Origin of the sequence: Marinomonas gallaica, from assembly GCF_001639745.1 — a bacterium.
Classification (GTDB): domain Bacteria; phylum Pseudomonadota; class Gammaproteobacteria; order Pseudomonadales; family Marinomonadaceae; genus Marinomonas; species Marinomonas gallaica.
On the sequence record NZ_LTAX01000008.1, the window covers coordinates 49679 to 64457 of the forward strand.

Genomic DNA, 14779 nt, shown 5'->3' on the forward strand with positions numbered 1-14779 from the left:
GCAAGCGTGGGACAATCATCAAATGAGTAGTGTTTAAAAGAAACTTAATCCAACTTGGAACAGCTGCTCGACTGCAGGAATCTGCTTTTTGTTGGAGACGAAAATAATCACGTGGTCTTCTGCTTGGATCACCACTTCACCGGTAGCGAGTATTACCTCATCACCCCGAACAATCGCTCCGATGGTGGCACCTTCTGGCAAATTGATATTAGCAATGGAACGCCCCACTACTCTTGAAGAACGGTAATCCCCATGAGCCACCGCCTCTAATGCTTCCGCAGCCCCTTTACGCATGGTATGAACGTTGACCACGTCACCACGACGAATATAGGTCAGCAGCGAGCTGATGGTCGTGTGCTGTGGTGATATAGCAATGTCGATCATGCCTTCTTGAACAATATCGACATACGCTGGGTTATTAATAATGGTCATTACCGTACGTACTCCCAATACCTTAGCCAACATAGACGACATGATATTGGCTTCGTCGTTGTTAGTGATGGCACAGAACACATCCGTTGACTCGATGTTCTCTTCTAACAATAGCTCTTGCTTCGACGCGTCACCGTTTAACACGATGGTGTTATCTAGGTTTTCAGATAAGTAGCGGCAGCGCTCAGGGTCGCGTTCGATGATCTTAACGCGGTATTCTTTCTCAAGGCTCTGTGCCAAGCGTTCGCCAATGTTACCGCCACCGGCAATGATGATGCGACGATAAGGCGTATCCAGTGGACGTAGCTCGCTCATCACATCGAGCACATCCCGTTGCGCAGCAAGGAAGAACACCTCATCGTTCGCGTGGATATGGGTGTTACCGTCTGGTTTAATCGATTGGCCATTACGATAGATTGCCGCAATTCGTGTCTGAATTGATGGCATGTGCTCACGTAAGAAACTGATCGGTCGATCAATCAGTGGTCCACCCTTTTCGGCTTTTACCACTACCAGCTGAACTTTGCCTTCGGCAAATTCCATGACCTGCAAGGCGCCTGGATAACGAATCAAACGGCTTAAATGCTTGGTCACTTCCTTTTCTGGACTGATGCGTACGTCCATCGGTAGTGCGGTATCTGCAAAAATCTTAGGGTATTTAGAATAAGCGTTAGAACGAATACGGCCGATTTTGGTTGGCGTCTTGAATAAGGTATAAGCCACCTGACAGGCGATCATGTTGGTTTCGTCTTGGTTACTCACGGCGATCAGCATGTCGGCATCATTACAACCGGCTTGATCTAATACATCGGGATGAGATCCACTGCCTTGGATCGTTTGAATATCCAGTCGATCTTGCAGTTCTCGCAAACGGTTCAGATCGGTATCGATTACTGTAATATCGTTGTCTTCATTTGCTAAGTTCTCAGCAAGCGTCGCACCAACTTGGCCAGCGCCAATAATTATGATCTTCATGGATCGCCTTAGAGCCTATTTCGCTCATCGCATTGTAAAAAGAACCGGCCTCAAACGGTTTGAGGTGATAGAACTCATTCTAAACTTGAATGCCCAAAGTTTTAATGGTGTTTGTGTGAATAATGCGCATATATTTTCATAAGGTATGAACCATACTCCTCATTAAGGAAGAGTATGGTAACAGGAACCGTATGGTGTGCTGCTTAATGCTTTTGTAATAAGCAGTAGTAAAAGCCGTCTTGTCCATCGACCGTTGGAAACACTTGGACGCCGTGTGAGACAGGTTTACCAAATGCCAGTGTCTGATCTGGGGCCAACTGATTCAGCGGACATTCACTGGCATCCCCTTGGCGGTTAAGAAACGCGGCCATTTGTTGCTCATTTTCTTCTGGCATTAAAGAGCATGTTGCATAAAGCATGTAGCCGCCCTGCTTTAACGTTTGCCACGTCGCGTCTAATATCACCGCTTGAATCTCAACCAAATCATCTATGTCATCTGGTTTACGGTTGATCTTGATATCTGGATTACGGCGAATCACACCCGTTGCAGAGCATGGCGCATCCAATAGAATCTTATCGAACGCTTGCTTGTTCCACCATTGCGCTGGCTGGCTGGCATCACCGCAGATCAGTTCTGCTGACACGCCAAGACGTTCTAAGTTTGATTCAATACGAGTCAAACGCCAAGGTTCTAACTCCACTGCCGTCAGCTCGATGTTTGGTTGTTTTTCTAACAGATGACCCGTTTTGCCACCGGGTGCTGCGCACGCATCTAGAATGCGTTCGCCTGCTTGAGGGGCAAGTAAGCTTGCGGCTAACTGTGCGGATTCATCTTGAACACTCACGTCGCCTTGATCAAAATTGGGTAACATAAATACTGGAACAGCTGACTCTAGGTACAAACCTGATGCTGAAAAAGCTGTTTCACGTGAAACAGTATCCTGTTCTAACAGCATTGATTGATATGTTTCACGTGAAACACGTGACTCGTTCACGCGAATACACATTGGCGGATGAGTGTTGGTGGCCTCGACGATTTGCTCGAACGACTCAGGCCAATGCTTTTTAAAGCGTTTCACCAACCACTTAGGCATGTTAAACTCTACCGACGGCTGCTTAGTGAGGTTTGCTAAAATTTCATCACGATCACGTTGGTAACGACGAAGTACGGCGTTCATTAACTTCGTTGCCCACTCTTTATCAAGTTGGCGGCACAGCTCTACCGACTCGTGTACTGCAGCATGGTCCGGAGTGCTCATGTGGTCGATTTGATACAGGCCCATCAATAAGGCTGCATACAAATCAAAATCCTTTTCTTCAAACGGCTTGCTGAGCAGGCTAAGTGCAATACTGTTTAGTTGCGGATAATAACGGCAGACACCAAAACAAAGTTCTTTTGTTAAACCTTGTTCATCATAGTCCACCTCGCCAATTTGTTTGCCAATCTGTGTCGATAAAGAACCACGTTGCAGTAGTACTTGCTCGAGGATTTTGGCGCTGATTAAACGAGCGGATTGATTCATTCTTGGCTCCCCAGTGTTTTGCCTAATTGCAGTTGCTCTTTGAATTTACCGTTCAGTGCATCTTGAACGGACATACGCTTACCGCCAGGGAACTGCAGTTCAGTAATCAAAATAGAGCCTTTGCCAGTAGCAACGACGATACCCTCTTTGCTGACCATCGTGATTTCACCACATTCGAAATCTTGATCTTGTGTGTCTAGTAAGCGTGCCGCGTGAATTTTCATCACCCCAGATGGCGTTTGTGTATAGGCACCTGGCCATGGTAATAGACCACGAATTCGACGACTGATGATCGACGCATCCAAACTCCAATTGACTTCCCCTTCTTGCTTGGTGAGCTTCTCTGCGTAACACGTTAGGTCTTCGTTTTGTTTTTCCGGTTTGGCATGGCCATGACGAATGGCTTCAAGACCGTCAATCAAAGCATCGCCACCGAGTAGCGCTAGACGATCGTGTAAGCTGCCAGACGTGTCTTCAGGTTTAATGTCACATTCTTTCTTGAGCAACATATCACCGGTATCTAAGCCTACGTCCATTTGCATGATCGTGATGCCCGTTATACTGTCACCCGCAATGACAGCACGATGAATCGGTGCTGCACCACGCCAACGTGGTAATAAAGAAGCGTGAACATTAATACAACCAAGCTTGGGCGTATCCAACACGGTCTTAGGTAAAATTAAACCATAAGCTGCCACAATCATGATGTCGGCATCAAGTTTGGCAAGTGTCTTACGGTCCGCTTCGTCTTTAAAGTTCAGCGGTTGATAGACTGGAATATCGTGCTCTAGCGCCAATTGTTTTACTGGGCTGGCAACGAGCTTTTGACCGCGTCCAGCTGGACGATCAGGTTGGGTGTAAACGGCCACAACATCGTAATGGTTAACGGCTTGTTTATCTAATACCGCTTGAAGGCTGGACGCTGCAAAGTCTGGTGTGCCAGCAAAAATGATACGCAGCGGAGTGTTTGGGTTTAGCTGAGTTGAGTCGGTCATAGTGTGGTTCTTGTCTCATGTAACAAAAAAATCAGGCCGAAGCCTGATTTTTCATGAAGGATCATGTGCGGCACTGTACAAGTTCAAACAACGTTGAATAGAACGAATGCGCTTCTAACTGTTAATTAAGCACGCTGCTTTTGTGCTTTCAGTAATTTGGTTTTGATACGATTCCGCTTTAGCGGAGAAAGGTAATCTACCATTAGCTTACCATCTAAGTGATCAATCTCGTGTTGAACACAGACCGCCATCAATTCATCCGTTTCCATTTCAAACGCTTTGCCGTAGCGATCTAAGGCTTTTACTTTTACTTTCGCTGCACGGTAAATGTGCTCGTAGTAACCTGGTACGGACAGGCAACCTTCTTGGAATTCGTTGGGTTCCTCATCTAACACCTCAAACTCAGGGTTAACGAAGACAATGGGATCGTCGCGCTCTTCAGAGAAGTCCATCACGACAATACGGTAATGGAAATCAACTTGCGTCGCCGCAAGGCCGACACCATTCTCATCGTACATGGTGTCTAACATATCATCGATCGTCGCTTGTAACGCATCGGTGAACTCTGTAACAGGTTCAGCAACTTTGCGTAAGCGCGGATCTGGATACTCTAAAACGGGTAATACTGCCATATGGTTTTCCAGTCACTCATCAGTTCTTTGTTCTACTAAAACATCGGGTTTAGCAGGATGAATTTCAATAACCCTATTGTAACTCATTAATCACAAAATGCGTGTATGAAGCTGGCTAAATTTTGTGCAATATGGTTAAATGCGTCGCAATTTTTTAGCGTATTTACAGTGCTTTTTCGATTCAAACCACTATTTTATCCCGATGCTTGCAAAGGATTGCCGCATGAATATTGTTCACAATGGTTTTACGCAACGTGACTGGATGGCCCTAAGCTTCATCCCAGGAGTCGGTCCTAACCGTCTTGCCCATCTCTGGACCTATCTTGATGCATGGGCGTCAGAAGACACGGATTCAGGTGACTTATTCGAAGATCCTACAACGGTTCATCGTAACGCTGCGCAATCGGTTGATTATCACGTTCTACGTGCTTTAAATTGGTCTGACAACACCGCTCGTGCAGCGATGCTCTATCTGAAAACAGGTAAACTCCCCTACGATGCCGAAGAGCGTTTTGACGTAACCGAACGCTGGTTGGCACAATCCAATCAGTCCATTGTATTTCGCGACGATATGAACTATCCCCCCCTATTGCAGACCATTGCTGTACCGCCAACGTTTTTCTATGCGCAGGGCAATACTCAATCTTGGGCTAAGCCCTGTATTGGTGTGGTGGGCGCACGTAACGCATCTGGCTACGGCAAGAAAATCGCAGAGCAATGGGGATTGGAGTTATCTGAGCGTGGTTATTGTGTTTGCAGTGGTGGCGCAAAAGGCATTGACGCCCACGCTCATCAAGGCGCACTTAACGCGCAAGCGGAAACAATCGTAGTCATGGGAACGGGGCTCTTTAACCTGTACCCACGCCAAAATCAAAAACTGTTTGAGCGTGTTCTAGATAATGCAGGTGTGTTGATTAGCGAGTACCCACTGACCACCAGCCCTAGACCGCAATTGTTCCCGCCGCGTAATCGTATTATCAGTGGTATGAGTCATGGTGTGTTGGTGGTTGAAGCCTCCGAAAAAAGTGGCTCTTTAATCAGTGCTCGCTATGCGTTGGAAGAAAACCGTGAGGTGTTTGCGGTACCTGGCCGTGTGGGCGATCCGCAAGCCTCTGGAACAAACCATCTGATTCGCCAAGGCGCTACTCTAGTGCGCTCCGTTGATGACATCGTCGCGGAAATGCCGCGAGAACTTCGTGAGCAGCCATCGGTGCCAACGTTGATAGATTCTGACGTGGTTGATGCTTCGAACCTTTCTTCTCATGCTGCGGGGTTGTTAACCGTCCTGAGTACAGAGCGTATCAGTTTTGACTTTGATGCATTGGTTCGCCGAACAGGATTAGGGGCGGCGGATTTATCGCAGACTTTGATGGAATTGGAGTTGTCCGGAATGGTGGTGAACACTCAGGGGCAATATCAGTTTGCCCCGTAGTGTTTCAAGAGTTCGTTCTCAGAGTTCGATACTCAGTCAGAACTGAAAATATCACGCTTTAATTGCTGGATGTCACGGCGCTCTTTCTTGTTTGGACGATGATCGGCCATGATCCGCCCGCCAAACGATTTATGCTCGACCGCTCGACGCTCCCGTTTTTCAATAGACTCTGCGGTTTCGCTGTAAAGTAATTGCGCTTCTGGTGCGCCACGACGTTGCTCGCTCAGGCCTTTAATTTCAACGGTCATTTCGTCCCAGCCTTTACGGATAGTGATCAGTGCGCCGAGCTCAACATTGCGAGAGGCTTTACCTTTAGAGCCGTTGTACATGACTTTGCCGCCGTCTACGGCTTCTTTACACAGCGAGCGAGTTTTGTAAAAACGTGCCGCCCAAAGCCATTTATCTAATCTTACTGCTTGTGATTGCTGATGTTTTTCTGCTTTACTCATGCTTTTCTGCTTTACTTATTAAAGTGGACACACGAATGATGAAACGAAAGAATTAGTACCATTATGATGGATGTAAGTCGTCACCCTAGTTTTAAGGCACTGCAAGACATAATACACAATGCCGCCGATGCGATCATGGAGATTTATCAGAAAGCCGACCTAGGGGTCGAGCACAAGTCTGATGATAGCCCTGTCACGTCTGCCGACATTGCCGCTAACCGTATTATTATGGCAGGCTTGACATCGTTTACCCCAGAGATTCCGATCTTGTCGGAAGAAGCTGTGGTGACCTTTGAAGAGCGTAAAGATTGGCAACAGCTTTGGGTCGTTGATCCACTTGATGGTACCAAAGAGTTTATCAAACGCAATGGCGAGTTCAGTATTAACATCGCGCTGGTGGTGGATGGCGAACCGATCTTAGGCATTGTTTATTTACCGACTACGGGTGAAGGCTACTTCGGCGTGACGCAAACATGGCATGAGATTGAACCGTGTGCGATCAAATGGCACGGCGAGGCATTTGAATCGATTTCTGTGCGTGAGCCGCGTGAGCCGCTGGTCGCCATGACCAGTCGTAGTCATGGTCCTGCCCTGCCCGACGATTTAAAAGACACGCTTAAAGCGTCTTACGAGCAAGTTCGTGAATTGCCCAAAGGCAGTTCGATTAAAGGTTGTCGTATTGCTGAAGGTATTGCAGATTTACACCTACGTCGTGGTCCAACCAGTGAGTGGGATACCGCAGCGCAACAAGCGATTATCGAAGCCGCCGGCGGTCAGCTGGTTGCACCAAGCGGCAAACCGTTCCGTTATAATCAGCGTGAGTCATTACTCAATGGGCACTTTATCGTAGCAGGGCCTGAGATCACGCCCGTGATTTTGGATTGGTACGAGCAAAACGAAGACGAGTGAGACTATTTTAATAGATTCACTCGGGTATCTTGGTTAGTTAACGTGTTAGCGGCTTCTCGGTAAGGGATGATTCTTGATTGAGACGTTGCAGAATACGCGCTCGGGCGCGCTTCACAAACTCCTCTCTTAAGGGGGCTGTAATGGAGCGCGCGACTGATACGGTTCCTACAAGCGATACAACTGTTTCTTCCGCTAAGCTCTGGGCGTTATCTGTGCCCCGTTTAGTTAAAATAGTGGCCAGTCGTGTGACTAAATTTTCAAAACAATCCTGATAGGTCTGACGCACCTTCTCGTCTTTATGAGCTGCGTCGGTGACTAAAAACTCTAATGGCGAGGGTTTATTTGTATCAGGTCGGCTCCAGCTCAAATAACGTGTAATGAGTGCTTTTAAGTGAGTGTCTTTCGCTTCGCTACCTTTCTCAGACCGTGCCCAAAAGCTTTTCGCAGTCGCAAACTTCAATGCGGCTTCGTACAAAGAGCTTTTACCAGGAAAGTGCGCATAGAACGCCCCGTGGGTCATATTGGCTTGTTTCATAATTTGACTTAGCGTGACACGATCAAATCCTTTTGAACAAAATAGCAACGCCGCAGCTTGCAAAATACGCTGGCGCGATTGTTCTTTGTGCTGTGGCGAATAAGACATATCACTCTCCATAAAATATTATCTTGATCATATATAGATCAACTTTAGCATAAGGGTTTTCAACCATGCGCAAATAAATGTGGAGAACACTATGTTAACCAGCCAACGCTATGTCATCACAGGAATGGGAATCGTCTCACCATTAGGAATCGGCGTCGATGCGGTCTGGCAGCGAATGATTCATGGAGAGTCCGGGGTGCGAACTCTACCGACCGAATTATCAGAAGGGTTAACCACACATATTGCTGGGCAAGTCCCAAGCCATGAGCAATTGGAAAATGGTTTAAATCAAGACGATTATCTGTCTCCAAAGGAACGTAAACGAGTCGATCTGTTTACTTTATTTGCCATTGCGGCGGCGCAAGAGGCACTTGATCAAGCCAATTGGAAACCAGAAAGCGCAGCAGACCAACAAGCAACGGCCACCATCATTGCCACCGGTATCGGTGGTTTGCCGACTATTACCCATGCAGAAAGCGTGCGCAAGGCACAGGGAGCTAAGCGTTTGTCTCCGTTTACCGTTCCTGCCTTTTTAGCCAACCTTGCCGCAGGTAACGTATCCATTCGCTATGGCTTTAAAGGGCCTTTGGGTACGCCTGTCACCGCTTGCGCAGCGGGCATTCAGGCGATTGGCGATGCCGTGCGTCTGCTCAAGACAGGCGAAGCGAAAGTGGCGTTAGCGGGAGGTACGGAAGCCTGTATTGATCCACTCTCGTTGGCCGGTTTTGGCGCCTTGAAAGCCTTGTCCAAACGCAACGATGCGCCCGAGCAAGCTTCTCGTCCATTTGATGCGGACCGCGAAGGTTTTGTAATGGGCGAAGGCGCGGGTTTGGTGGTTATTGAGACCTTAGAGCATGCGCTAGAGCGCGGTGCAAAACCGCTTGCTGAAATTGTTGGTTATGGCACCAGTAGCGATGCTTATCACCTTACAGCAGGGCCAGAGTCAGGAGAAGGCGCAGCCAGAGCCATGCAGCAGGCTATCAACATGGCCGGCATTCGCGCCTCAGATATCGGATATGTGAACGCTCATGCTACCTCAACCCCAGTCGGCGATCGGGGCGAAATCAACGCCCTACGCACCGTCTTTGGCGAGGCTGTCACAAAGGTGGCCATTTCCTCGACCAAGTCTGCAACAGGACATTTATTAGGCGCAGCAGGCGGGGTGGAAACGATTTTTAGTGTTCAGGCTCTGCGTACCGATACCCTACCCGCCACGCTTAACTTGCATCAACCCGAAGACAGCATGGCCGATTTGGATCTCATTCCTCTCATAGCACGCGAGCAAGCGGTGGAGTATGTATTGTGTAACGGCTTTGGTTTTGGTGGCGTGAATGCGGCATTGCTATTAAAACGCTATCGTGAATGAGGTGAGAAGCGCGTTTATTTAACTAGCGAAGCCGTCATCTCCAGTATTAAAAAAGCCCCTTAGGGATCAATCTAAGGGGCTTTTTAACGTCGCGAGAGTCGTTGTTAACTGCCGCTAATCCATGAGTTTATTTGGCAGCCACGTCACAAGCTCTGGGTTGAACATCACGATCAATAGCACCAAAAGCTTAATCAAGACGAAGGGTGTGACCGAGCGGTAGATGTCGAGCATGGTGATCCCCGGTGGAGCGATCCCCTTTAGGTAGAACAACGCGAAACCGTAAGGCGGTGTTTGTACCGCGATTTCGATGTTCAGAATCATTAAGATACCAAACCAGATTGGGTCAAAGCCAAGCGATACGGCAATCGGTGTGAAGATCGGTGCACACATCAAAACGATGATGAATTCATCAATGATGAACCCCAGCAGCAGCATGATCAGTTGGAACAACAAAATGACCATCATTGGCGGTAAGCCAAGATCTTGAGTGAAGCCCGCCACCATGTTTTGCACACCCATCAATAGATGGAAGTTACTGAACACCGTAGCACCAAAGATGATCCACATGGCGACGCTGACAAGAACCGCGGCACGTAGCCCTGCACTTCGTACCATTTTAGGCTTAAAGCGCTTAAAGAAGATTGCCAGAATGATGGCACCCACAACACCAATGGCGCCTGACTCAGTTGGCGTCGCGATACCCATGATGATGCTGCCTAAAACCGCAACGATCAGCAGCAGTGACAAGCCGCCATCACGGGCTGTTAGTAGCTTCTCTTTGGTGGTTTGTGGCACGTCCGGTACTTTGTCTAACGGTGCTTTCTTCGGGTTCATCTTACAAGAGATCACCACGTACGTGATCAGTAGCACAATGGTAATCAATGCTGGAATCAACGCACCGATGAACATACGGCCGACAGAGTTCTGCGTCGATGACGCGAACATGATCATTGGAATGCTGGGTGGAATCAAAATACCCAACCCACCACCGGCCATGATAACGCCCAGTGCTAAGCGTTTATCGTAACCACGCTCAAGCATGGGACGCAGTGCAATACTGCCAGAGGTCATGATACCTGCGCCGATGATACCCACCATGGCACCAATCATGGAACATACAATGATGACACTGATCGCCAATGAACCACGGACTTTACCAATCAACATTTGGCTGGCACTGAACATGGCATCGCCAATACCAGAGCGTGTTAGCAGTTGCCCCATGTAGATATACAAAGGAATGGCTAACAGAATAAAGCTGAAGTAGGTACCTTCAAGCGTGGTGGGAATCACGTTAAATAACGCATCGCCCCATGTAATGTAGCCAACACCCATGGCAATGCCACCTAGCGCTAGACCGACTGGTGCCCCAAGGGCAAACGTCACTAAGATACAGACCAGTAGGACGCCGGTTAATACTTCGATACTCATCATTATGCGTCGTCCTCGTCGTCAACATTCAGCTCAGGTAATAAGCGTTTACCAGTAAACAGATGCACAGCATCGTCCAACCAATCGCTTGATAATTGCGCTATCAACAGGCTGCTGGCAATGCAGATCATGACCCAGAAATGGTGCATGTGTGGGGCCCACTCACTCTGACGGCGGTAGTTAAATTCAATGGCTTCTTCAAACTTACCCACGCTCATTTTGAAAACGATCACTAAGAAAAAGATGCCTAATGCAAAGGAAAACAAGTTAAACAAGCTGCGAATGCGTGGGGGAACTTTGTTGTACAGGATGTCGACGTTGATATGGCCACGGCGCTGTTGTGCGTAGGCACCCCCTAGCGCAGCAATGTAACCGAACATAAACAATGATAAGTCATAAGCCCAGATTGTCGGCTTATTCAGGAAGTAGCGAGAAAATACTTCGAAAGCTACGACAAACGCCAAGGCAGGCATGACATAAGAAACGGATTTGCCTACGAATTCCACCACTCGGCGGACCGCATGACAATATAGCCTCATCGCAGTCAATAACATGGAAATGTACCTCGAGATTTAAACAAAAAAAGGCGAGCGTGGAGACGCTCGCCTTTGGAGGGGGTATAGATTATTTCTGTTCTGCGCGTAACACGTCGATTAGACGCTTGCTGTATGGATCCGCGGCAGCGTATTCGTCCCAAAGACCGGCACCGGCTTCAGCCCAAGCTTTTTTATCAGCTTCGCTTGGCGCTGGAGACCATTTCAGACCTTTAGCTTCCATTTCAGCAACGGCTTCAGCTTCCCATTGCTTAGATTTAGTTAGCTGCTCTTCTGCATGTGTTTTTGTCGCTGCACGAACTTCTTCTTTTTGCTCGTCCGTTAGTTTATTCCATGCATTACGGTTAACAACGATTGGCAGTACTTGCGCGCCAGCTAGAGGCAGTTTGTACATGTACTTCGCAACTTCAACGTGGTTACCGTCACGGTGATCGATCATGTTAGAACCGATAGACCCATCGATTACGCCCGTTGAAAGAGACGTGTAAATTTCAGACCAAGCTAGAGAGACAGGTGAAGCGCCTAGATTACGAAGGAACTTGCCGTATGCGCCTGGTGCACGGATTTTTAAGCCTTTGAAGTCTTCAATCGAGTTGATTGGCTCTTTGGTGATGATGTAAACCGGAGGCTGAATGTACGGGTCAAGCCATACTAGACCTTGAGAACCGTACGCTTCTTTAAGGATTTCGCCCCAACCTTTGTCGTAAAACAGTTCATGCAATTTGTCTGTATCATCAGTACCACCTGGTAGACCGATCTCTACAACCCCTGCAGGTAATTCACCCGCGTGCATCGATTGGAACGGTGCGCCCATCGTTACAAGGCCAGATTTTACTGCGCCAAGAATACCGGTTGTACCGACACCTTCACCCGAGTAAAGAACTTGTACTTTTACTGCGCCATCGGTATTGGTTTCGATATTCTTTGCTAAGTTTTCGTAGATTTCACCGAACGCTGTGCCGCGACCGTATAGGTTGGCGAAACGCCAGTTGTAATCAGCTGCATGAGCTGAAGTTGCTACTGCGCCAGCGCCTAAAGCGACAGCAAGAGAACTCGCGACTAAATGTTTTTTTACTTTTTGTAGTGTTTTTAACATGAGTAACCTCTTGATAAAGAGTTGCTAGATTTAGCCATGTCCTCCCCGACGATGGCGGCTTTTACGGATATTTTCAAAAAGCTTGCACAAATTAAACCATACAAAACCTACCTAAAGTTTTGTTGTGACCAAACAATAGAACGTATTTTAAAAGTCTTTATAAATCAGATGTATAGTTGGTTTAGATTCGTGCGTGTGCCCTATATTAGGGCTCAAATAGTGTCACAATTATGACGCGCCCATGATGATCTAGTAATTTGATTATTAAAGCATTTTCAAAAAATTACGTCGGTTTTTATTGATCAATGAATGCCCAACAATCAGAGTGTATTATAATGCACTCTTATGGTGCAATTAAGGGGATGATTAGACCGTAAAAAAGGGGAAGCGATGCTTCCCCTTTTTCTCAAACTAATTCTAAAAAATAAATGACTATCTAATTTCAAATTGCGCAATTTGTTGGGTTAAGCTGGAAACATGGCCATGGATGTCTTGGCCGGATGCTTTGATATTTTGCGTCGCATGGTAGTTATGTTCGATGCTTTGAGCAATATCATCCATATCTTTGGCCATGGTCTGTGTCGTCAGTACAACTTCTTGAATCGAAGCAGAAATCGATTGTGTCCGCTCTGCAGCATCTAAGGTTAACGCTTCCACTTCTTTGATGGTAAAGACAGCCGTTTCGCCTTTCTCTTTTCCAGCGGCGACTTGTTCTAAGCTGGACGCCATGGCCGCGATAACATTTTGGGTTTCTCGCTGAATGCCTTCAATTTTGCTGGTGATACTGCTGGTGGCTTGAACGGTTTGCTCGGCTAAGGTTCGGACTTCGTCTGCGACCACCGCAAAGCCTCGGCCTGCTTCTCCGGCACGTGCGGCTTCGATGGCTGCGTTCAGAGCGAGTAAGTTAGTTTGCTCTGCAACGCCCACGATTAGGTCGATCACGGAGTCAATTTCTTTGGAGCGCTCACCGAGCTGCGACACGCTGACATGGGTTTGTTCAATGGAAGAGGCAACCGCTTGAATGGCGTCAATCGCATCACCAATCACATGCGCCCCGGTTTGAGCTGAGTTGTAGGCATCGTTAGTGGCCGCATTGACCTGTTGTGTCATATTGCCGACATCCGCAGATGTGTGAGAGATTTCTTCAGTCGCAGCAGCCAAAGTATTACTACGGTCGCGAATCTGCTCACTGCCAGACACGATCGTAATCGCATCCTCGCTTAATTGGTCGGCGGTGCTGACTAACGCTTGATTGCTATTGCGTAATTGGCTGACCAGAAGACTGAGGTTGTCCGTCATTTCATTCGAGGTCATTAAAATCTGATCGAATTCATCGTTTGGATTCATCGTGTTGTTGTCATGGCGAACCAGTTTGCCGGCCGCCACTTCTTGTAAGCGTTTCAAGATGGTTTGGATTTTTTGATTTAAGCTGTAAATCACCGTCGCAATGATGGCACCGATGAGTAACGTAAGGACGATGCCACCAATGATCAAATTACGGCGTGCATTTGTGGCTGTAACATTGGCTTGCAGCTGTGCTTGTTCTAATAAAGGTGATTTCAGGTACTCTGTCGTATTGTTCAAGGTTTGTGAGTTTTGCTCGCGAGCCTGATTCAGCGCTTGTTTGATTTGTTTGCGCGACAAAGCGTAATTCGCAACGGGTTGAGCGGCCGTGCGATAGGCGTCTAACAATGGATTAAATACATCGCCAAAGCCAATCTCATTCACTTGTGTAACCAGCCCATCTAAAGACTCAAACCATATGACTTGGTTGGCCTGTGTTGGGTAGGCTAAAAAGTCCTTTTCTTTGGTGCGCACTTCTTTAAATGTGGCCGCAAAGCTGGCCAACATTGCGAGGTTTTCCTCAGCGGTCGCTGCGGCTTGGTTTAGAGCCAATAACGCACCACTTTGATTATCTGTACCCAGTTTTTGAGTGGTCTCTAAATAGCTTTGTAAGCGATCAAAGTAGTTTGGAAGGTTTTGCTTAAGTGTCCGCACACTTTGTTTCGCTTGCTCATCTAGGAAAGGATTCGCCAGTACTTGTTGCAGAGCGTCTTCTTCGATAAGACTGTCGAGTTCTTGAAAGAGTTTGGCAATGTCTTCTTGCTTAGGTGTATCCGCATGGCGTTCGAATTTGAGCAGCGTGATTTCCAGATTACTCAGCTGAGCATAGGAATCGGCAATACTATTGGCTTTTAGCCCAGCTTGTTGCATCTGCTGAAAATTCATCACAGCGTATAAGCCAAACCCAGCAAAACCGATACATACGAAAAGCAAAATAGCGATCAGCTTTTGTCGAACAGAAAGTTTTAAGGACACAAAAACTCCTAAGTCAAAGGAAG

The 14779-nt window shown here is 47.4% G+C and carries 13 protein-coding genes; 3 read left to right on the top strand and 10 right to left on the bottom strand.

Annotated features, from left to right (window positions below):
- Nucleotides 1-33 precede the first annotated feature (33 nt).
- The 4 genes from trkA to def all read right to left on the bottom strand — a co-directional run bounded on the left by trkA (nt 34) and on the right by def (nt 4557).
- Nucleotides 34-1407, bottom strand: a complete 1374-nt coding sequence (gene trkA, locus AYW76_RS09385) for a Trk system potassium transporter TrkA (RefSeq protein ID WP_067035446.1) — start codon at nt 1405-1407, stop codon at nt 34-36.
- A gap of 203 nt (nt 1408-1610) precedes the next feature.
- Nucleotides 1611-2930, bottom strand: a complete 1320-nt coding sequence (gene rsmB / locus AYW76_RS09390; protein WP_067218972.1) for a 16S rRNA (cytosine(967)-C(5))-methyltransferase RsmB — start codon at nt 2928-2930, stop codon at nt 1611-1613.
- Nucleotides 2927-3925 carry a methionyl-tRNA formyltransferase gene (gene fmt, locus AYW76_RS09395; protein ID WP_067035440.1) on the bottom strand — a complete coding sequence of 333 codons (999 nt, stop codon included), beginning with the start codon at nt 3923-3925 and terminating at the stop codon, nt 2927-2929. Before fmt ends, rsmB begins: the two co-directional genes overlap by 4 nt.
- A gap of 125 nt (nt 3926-4050) precedes the next feature.
- On the bottom strand, nt 4051-4557 hold the full coding sequence (gene def, locus AYW76_RS09400) for a peptide deformylase (RefSeq protein ID WP_067035437.1): 507 nt from the start codon (nt 4555-4557) through the stop codon (nt 4051-4053).
- 223 nt (nt 4558-4780) lie between these two features.
- Here def and dprA point away from each other — a divergent pair, with 223 nt between their 5' ends.
- Nucleotides 4781-5989, top strand: a complete 1209-nt coding sequence (gene dprA / locus AYW76_RS09405) for a DNA-processing protein DprA (protein ID WP_067218976.1) — start codon at nt 4781-4783, stop codon at nt 5987-5989.
- Between the two features lie 32 nt (nt 5990-6021).
- On the opposite strand, the gene hslR is transcribed toward dprA, so the two are convergent.
- Nucleotides 6022-6438: a ribosome-associated heat shock protein Hsp15 gene (gene hslR / locus AYW76_RS09410; protein WP_067035431.1), complete on the bottom strand. Its 417-nt coding sequence runs from the start codon at nt 6436-6438 to the stop codon at nt 6022-6024.
- 63 nt (nt 6439-6501) lie between these two features.
- Between hslR and cysQ the strand changes: the two genes are divergently transcribed.
- Nucleotides 6502-7347: a 3'(2'),5'-bisphosphate nucleotidase CysQ gene (gene cysQ / locus AYW76_RS09415; RefSeq protein ID WP_067218979.1), complete on the top strand. Its 846-nt coding sequence runs from the start codon at nt 6502-6504 to the stop codon at nt 7345-7347.
- A gap of 37 nt (nt 7348-7384) precedes the next feature.
- On the opposite strand, the gene AYW76_RS09420 is transcribed toward cysQ, so the two are convergent.
- Nucleotides 7385-7990, bottom strand: coding sequence for a TetR/AcrR family transcriptional regulator (locus AYW76_RS09420; RefSeq protein WP_067218982.1), 606 nt, complete (start codon nt 7988-7990; stop codon nt 7385-7387).
- A gap of 91 nt (nt 7991-8081) precedes the next feature.
- Here AYW76_RS09420 and fabF point away from each other — a divergent pair, with 91 nt between their 5' ends.
- On the top strand, nt 8082-9356 hold the full coding sequence (gene fabF, locus AYW76_RS09425) for a beta-ketoacyl-ACP synthase II (protein ID WP_067218986.1): 1275 nt from the start codon (nt 8082-8084) through the stop codon (nt 9354-9356).
- Nucleotides 9357-9470: 114 nt separating this feature from the next.
- Here fabF and AYW76_RS09430 read toward each other — a convergent pair whose 3' ends face one another.
- The 4 genes from AYW76_RS09430 to AYW76_RS09450 form a co-directional block, all read right to left on the bottom strand.
- Complete coding sequence (locus tag AYW76_RS09430; protein ID WP_197467799.1) at nt 9471-10790, bottom strand: TRAP transporter large permease; 1320 nt, start codon at nt 10788-10790, stop codon at nt 9471-9473.
- Nucleotides 10790-11341: a TRAP transporter small permease subunit gene (locus AYW76_RS09435; protein ID WP_067218990.1), complete on the bottom strand. Its 552-nt coding sequence runs from the start codon at nt 11339-11341 to the stop codon at nt 10790-10792. Before AYW76_RS09435 ends, AYW76_RS09430 begins: the two co-directional genes overlap by 1 nt.
- Nucleotides 11342-11411: 70 nt before the next feature.
- Nucleotides 11412-12437: a TRAP transporter substrate-binding protein gene (locus AYW76_RS09440; RefSeq protein WP_067218995.1), complete on the bottom strand. Its 1026-nt coding sequence runs from the start codon at nt 12435-12437 to the stop codon at nt 11412-11414.
- A gap of 432 nt (nt 12438-12869) precedes the next feature.
- On the bottom strand, nt 12870-14756 hold the full coding sequence (locus tag AYW76_RS09450; RefSeq protein ID WP_067219002.1) for a methyl-accepting chemotaxis protein: 1887 nt from the start codon (nt 14754-14756) through the stop codon (nt 12870-12872).
- Nucleotides 14757-14779: the final 23 nt, after the last annotated feature.

Excerpts from the sequence above, each read along its gene's own strand:
- dprA (WP_067218976.1), top strand. The coding sequence starts at position 4,781 with ATGAATATTGTTCACAATGGTTTTACGCAACGTGACTGGATGGCCCTA.
- trkA (WP_067035446.1), bottom strand. The coding sequence starts at position 1,407 with ATGAAGATCATAATTATTGGCGCTGGCCAAGTTGGTGCGACGCTTGCT.
- AYW76_RS09440 (WP_067218995.1), bottom strand. The coding sequence starts at position 12,437 with ATGTTAAAAACACTACAAAAAGTAAAAAAACATTTAGTCGCGAGTTCT.
- def (WP_067035437.1), bottom strand. The coding sequence starts at position 4,557 with ATGGCAGTATTACCCGTTTTAGAGTATCCAGATCCGCGCTTACGCAAA.
- cysQ (WP_067218979.1), top strand. The coding sequence starts at position 6,502 with ATGATGGATGTAAGTCGTCACCCTAGTTTTAAGGCACTGCAAGACATA.
- AYW76_RS09430 (WP_197467799.1), bottom strand. The coding sequence starts at position 10,790 with ATGATGAGTATCGAAGTATTAACCGGCGTCCTACTGGTCTGTATCTTA.
- AYW76_RS09435 (WP_067218990.1), bottom strand. The coding sequence starts at position 11,341 with ATGTTATTGACTGCGATGAGGCTATATTGTCATGCGGTCCGCCGAGTG.
- fabF (WP_067218986.1), top strand. The coding sequence starts at position 8,082 with ATGTTAACCAGCCAACGCTATGTCATCACAGGAATGGGAATCGTCTCA.
- AYW76_RS09420 (WP_067218982.1), bottom strand. The coding sequence starts at position 7,990 with ATGTCTTATTCGCCACAGCACAAAGAACAATCGCGCCAGCGTATTTTG.
- rsmB (WP_067218972.1), bottom strand. The coding sequence starts at position 2,930 with ATGAATCAATCCGCTCGTTTAATCAGCGCCAAAATCCTCGAGCAAGTA.
- fmt (WP_067035440.1), bottom strand. The coding sequence starts at position 3,925 with ATGACCGACTCAACTCAGCTAAACCCAAACACTCCGCTGCGTATCATT.
- hslR (WP_067035431.1), bottom strand. The coding sequence starts at position 6,438 with ATGAGTAAAGCAGAAAAACATCAGCAATCACAAGCAGTAAGATTAGAT.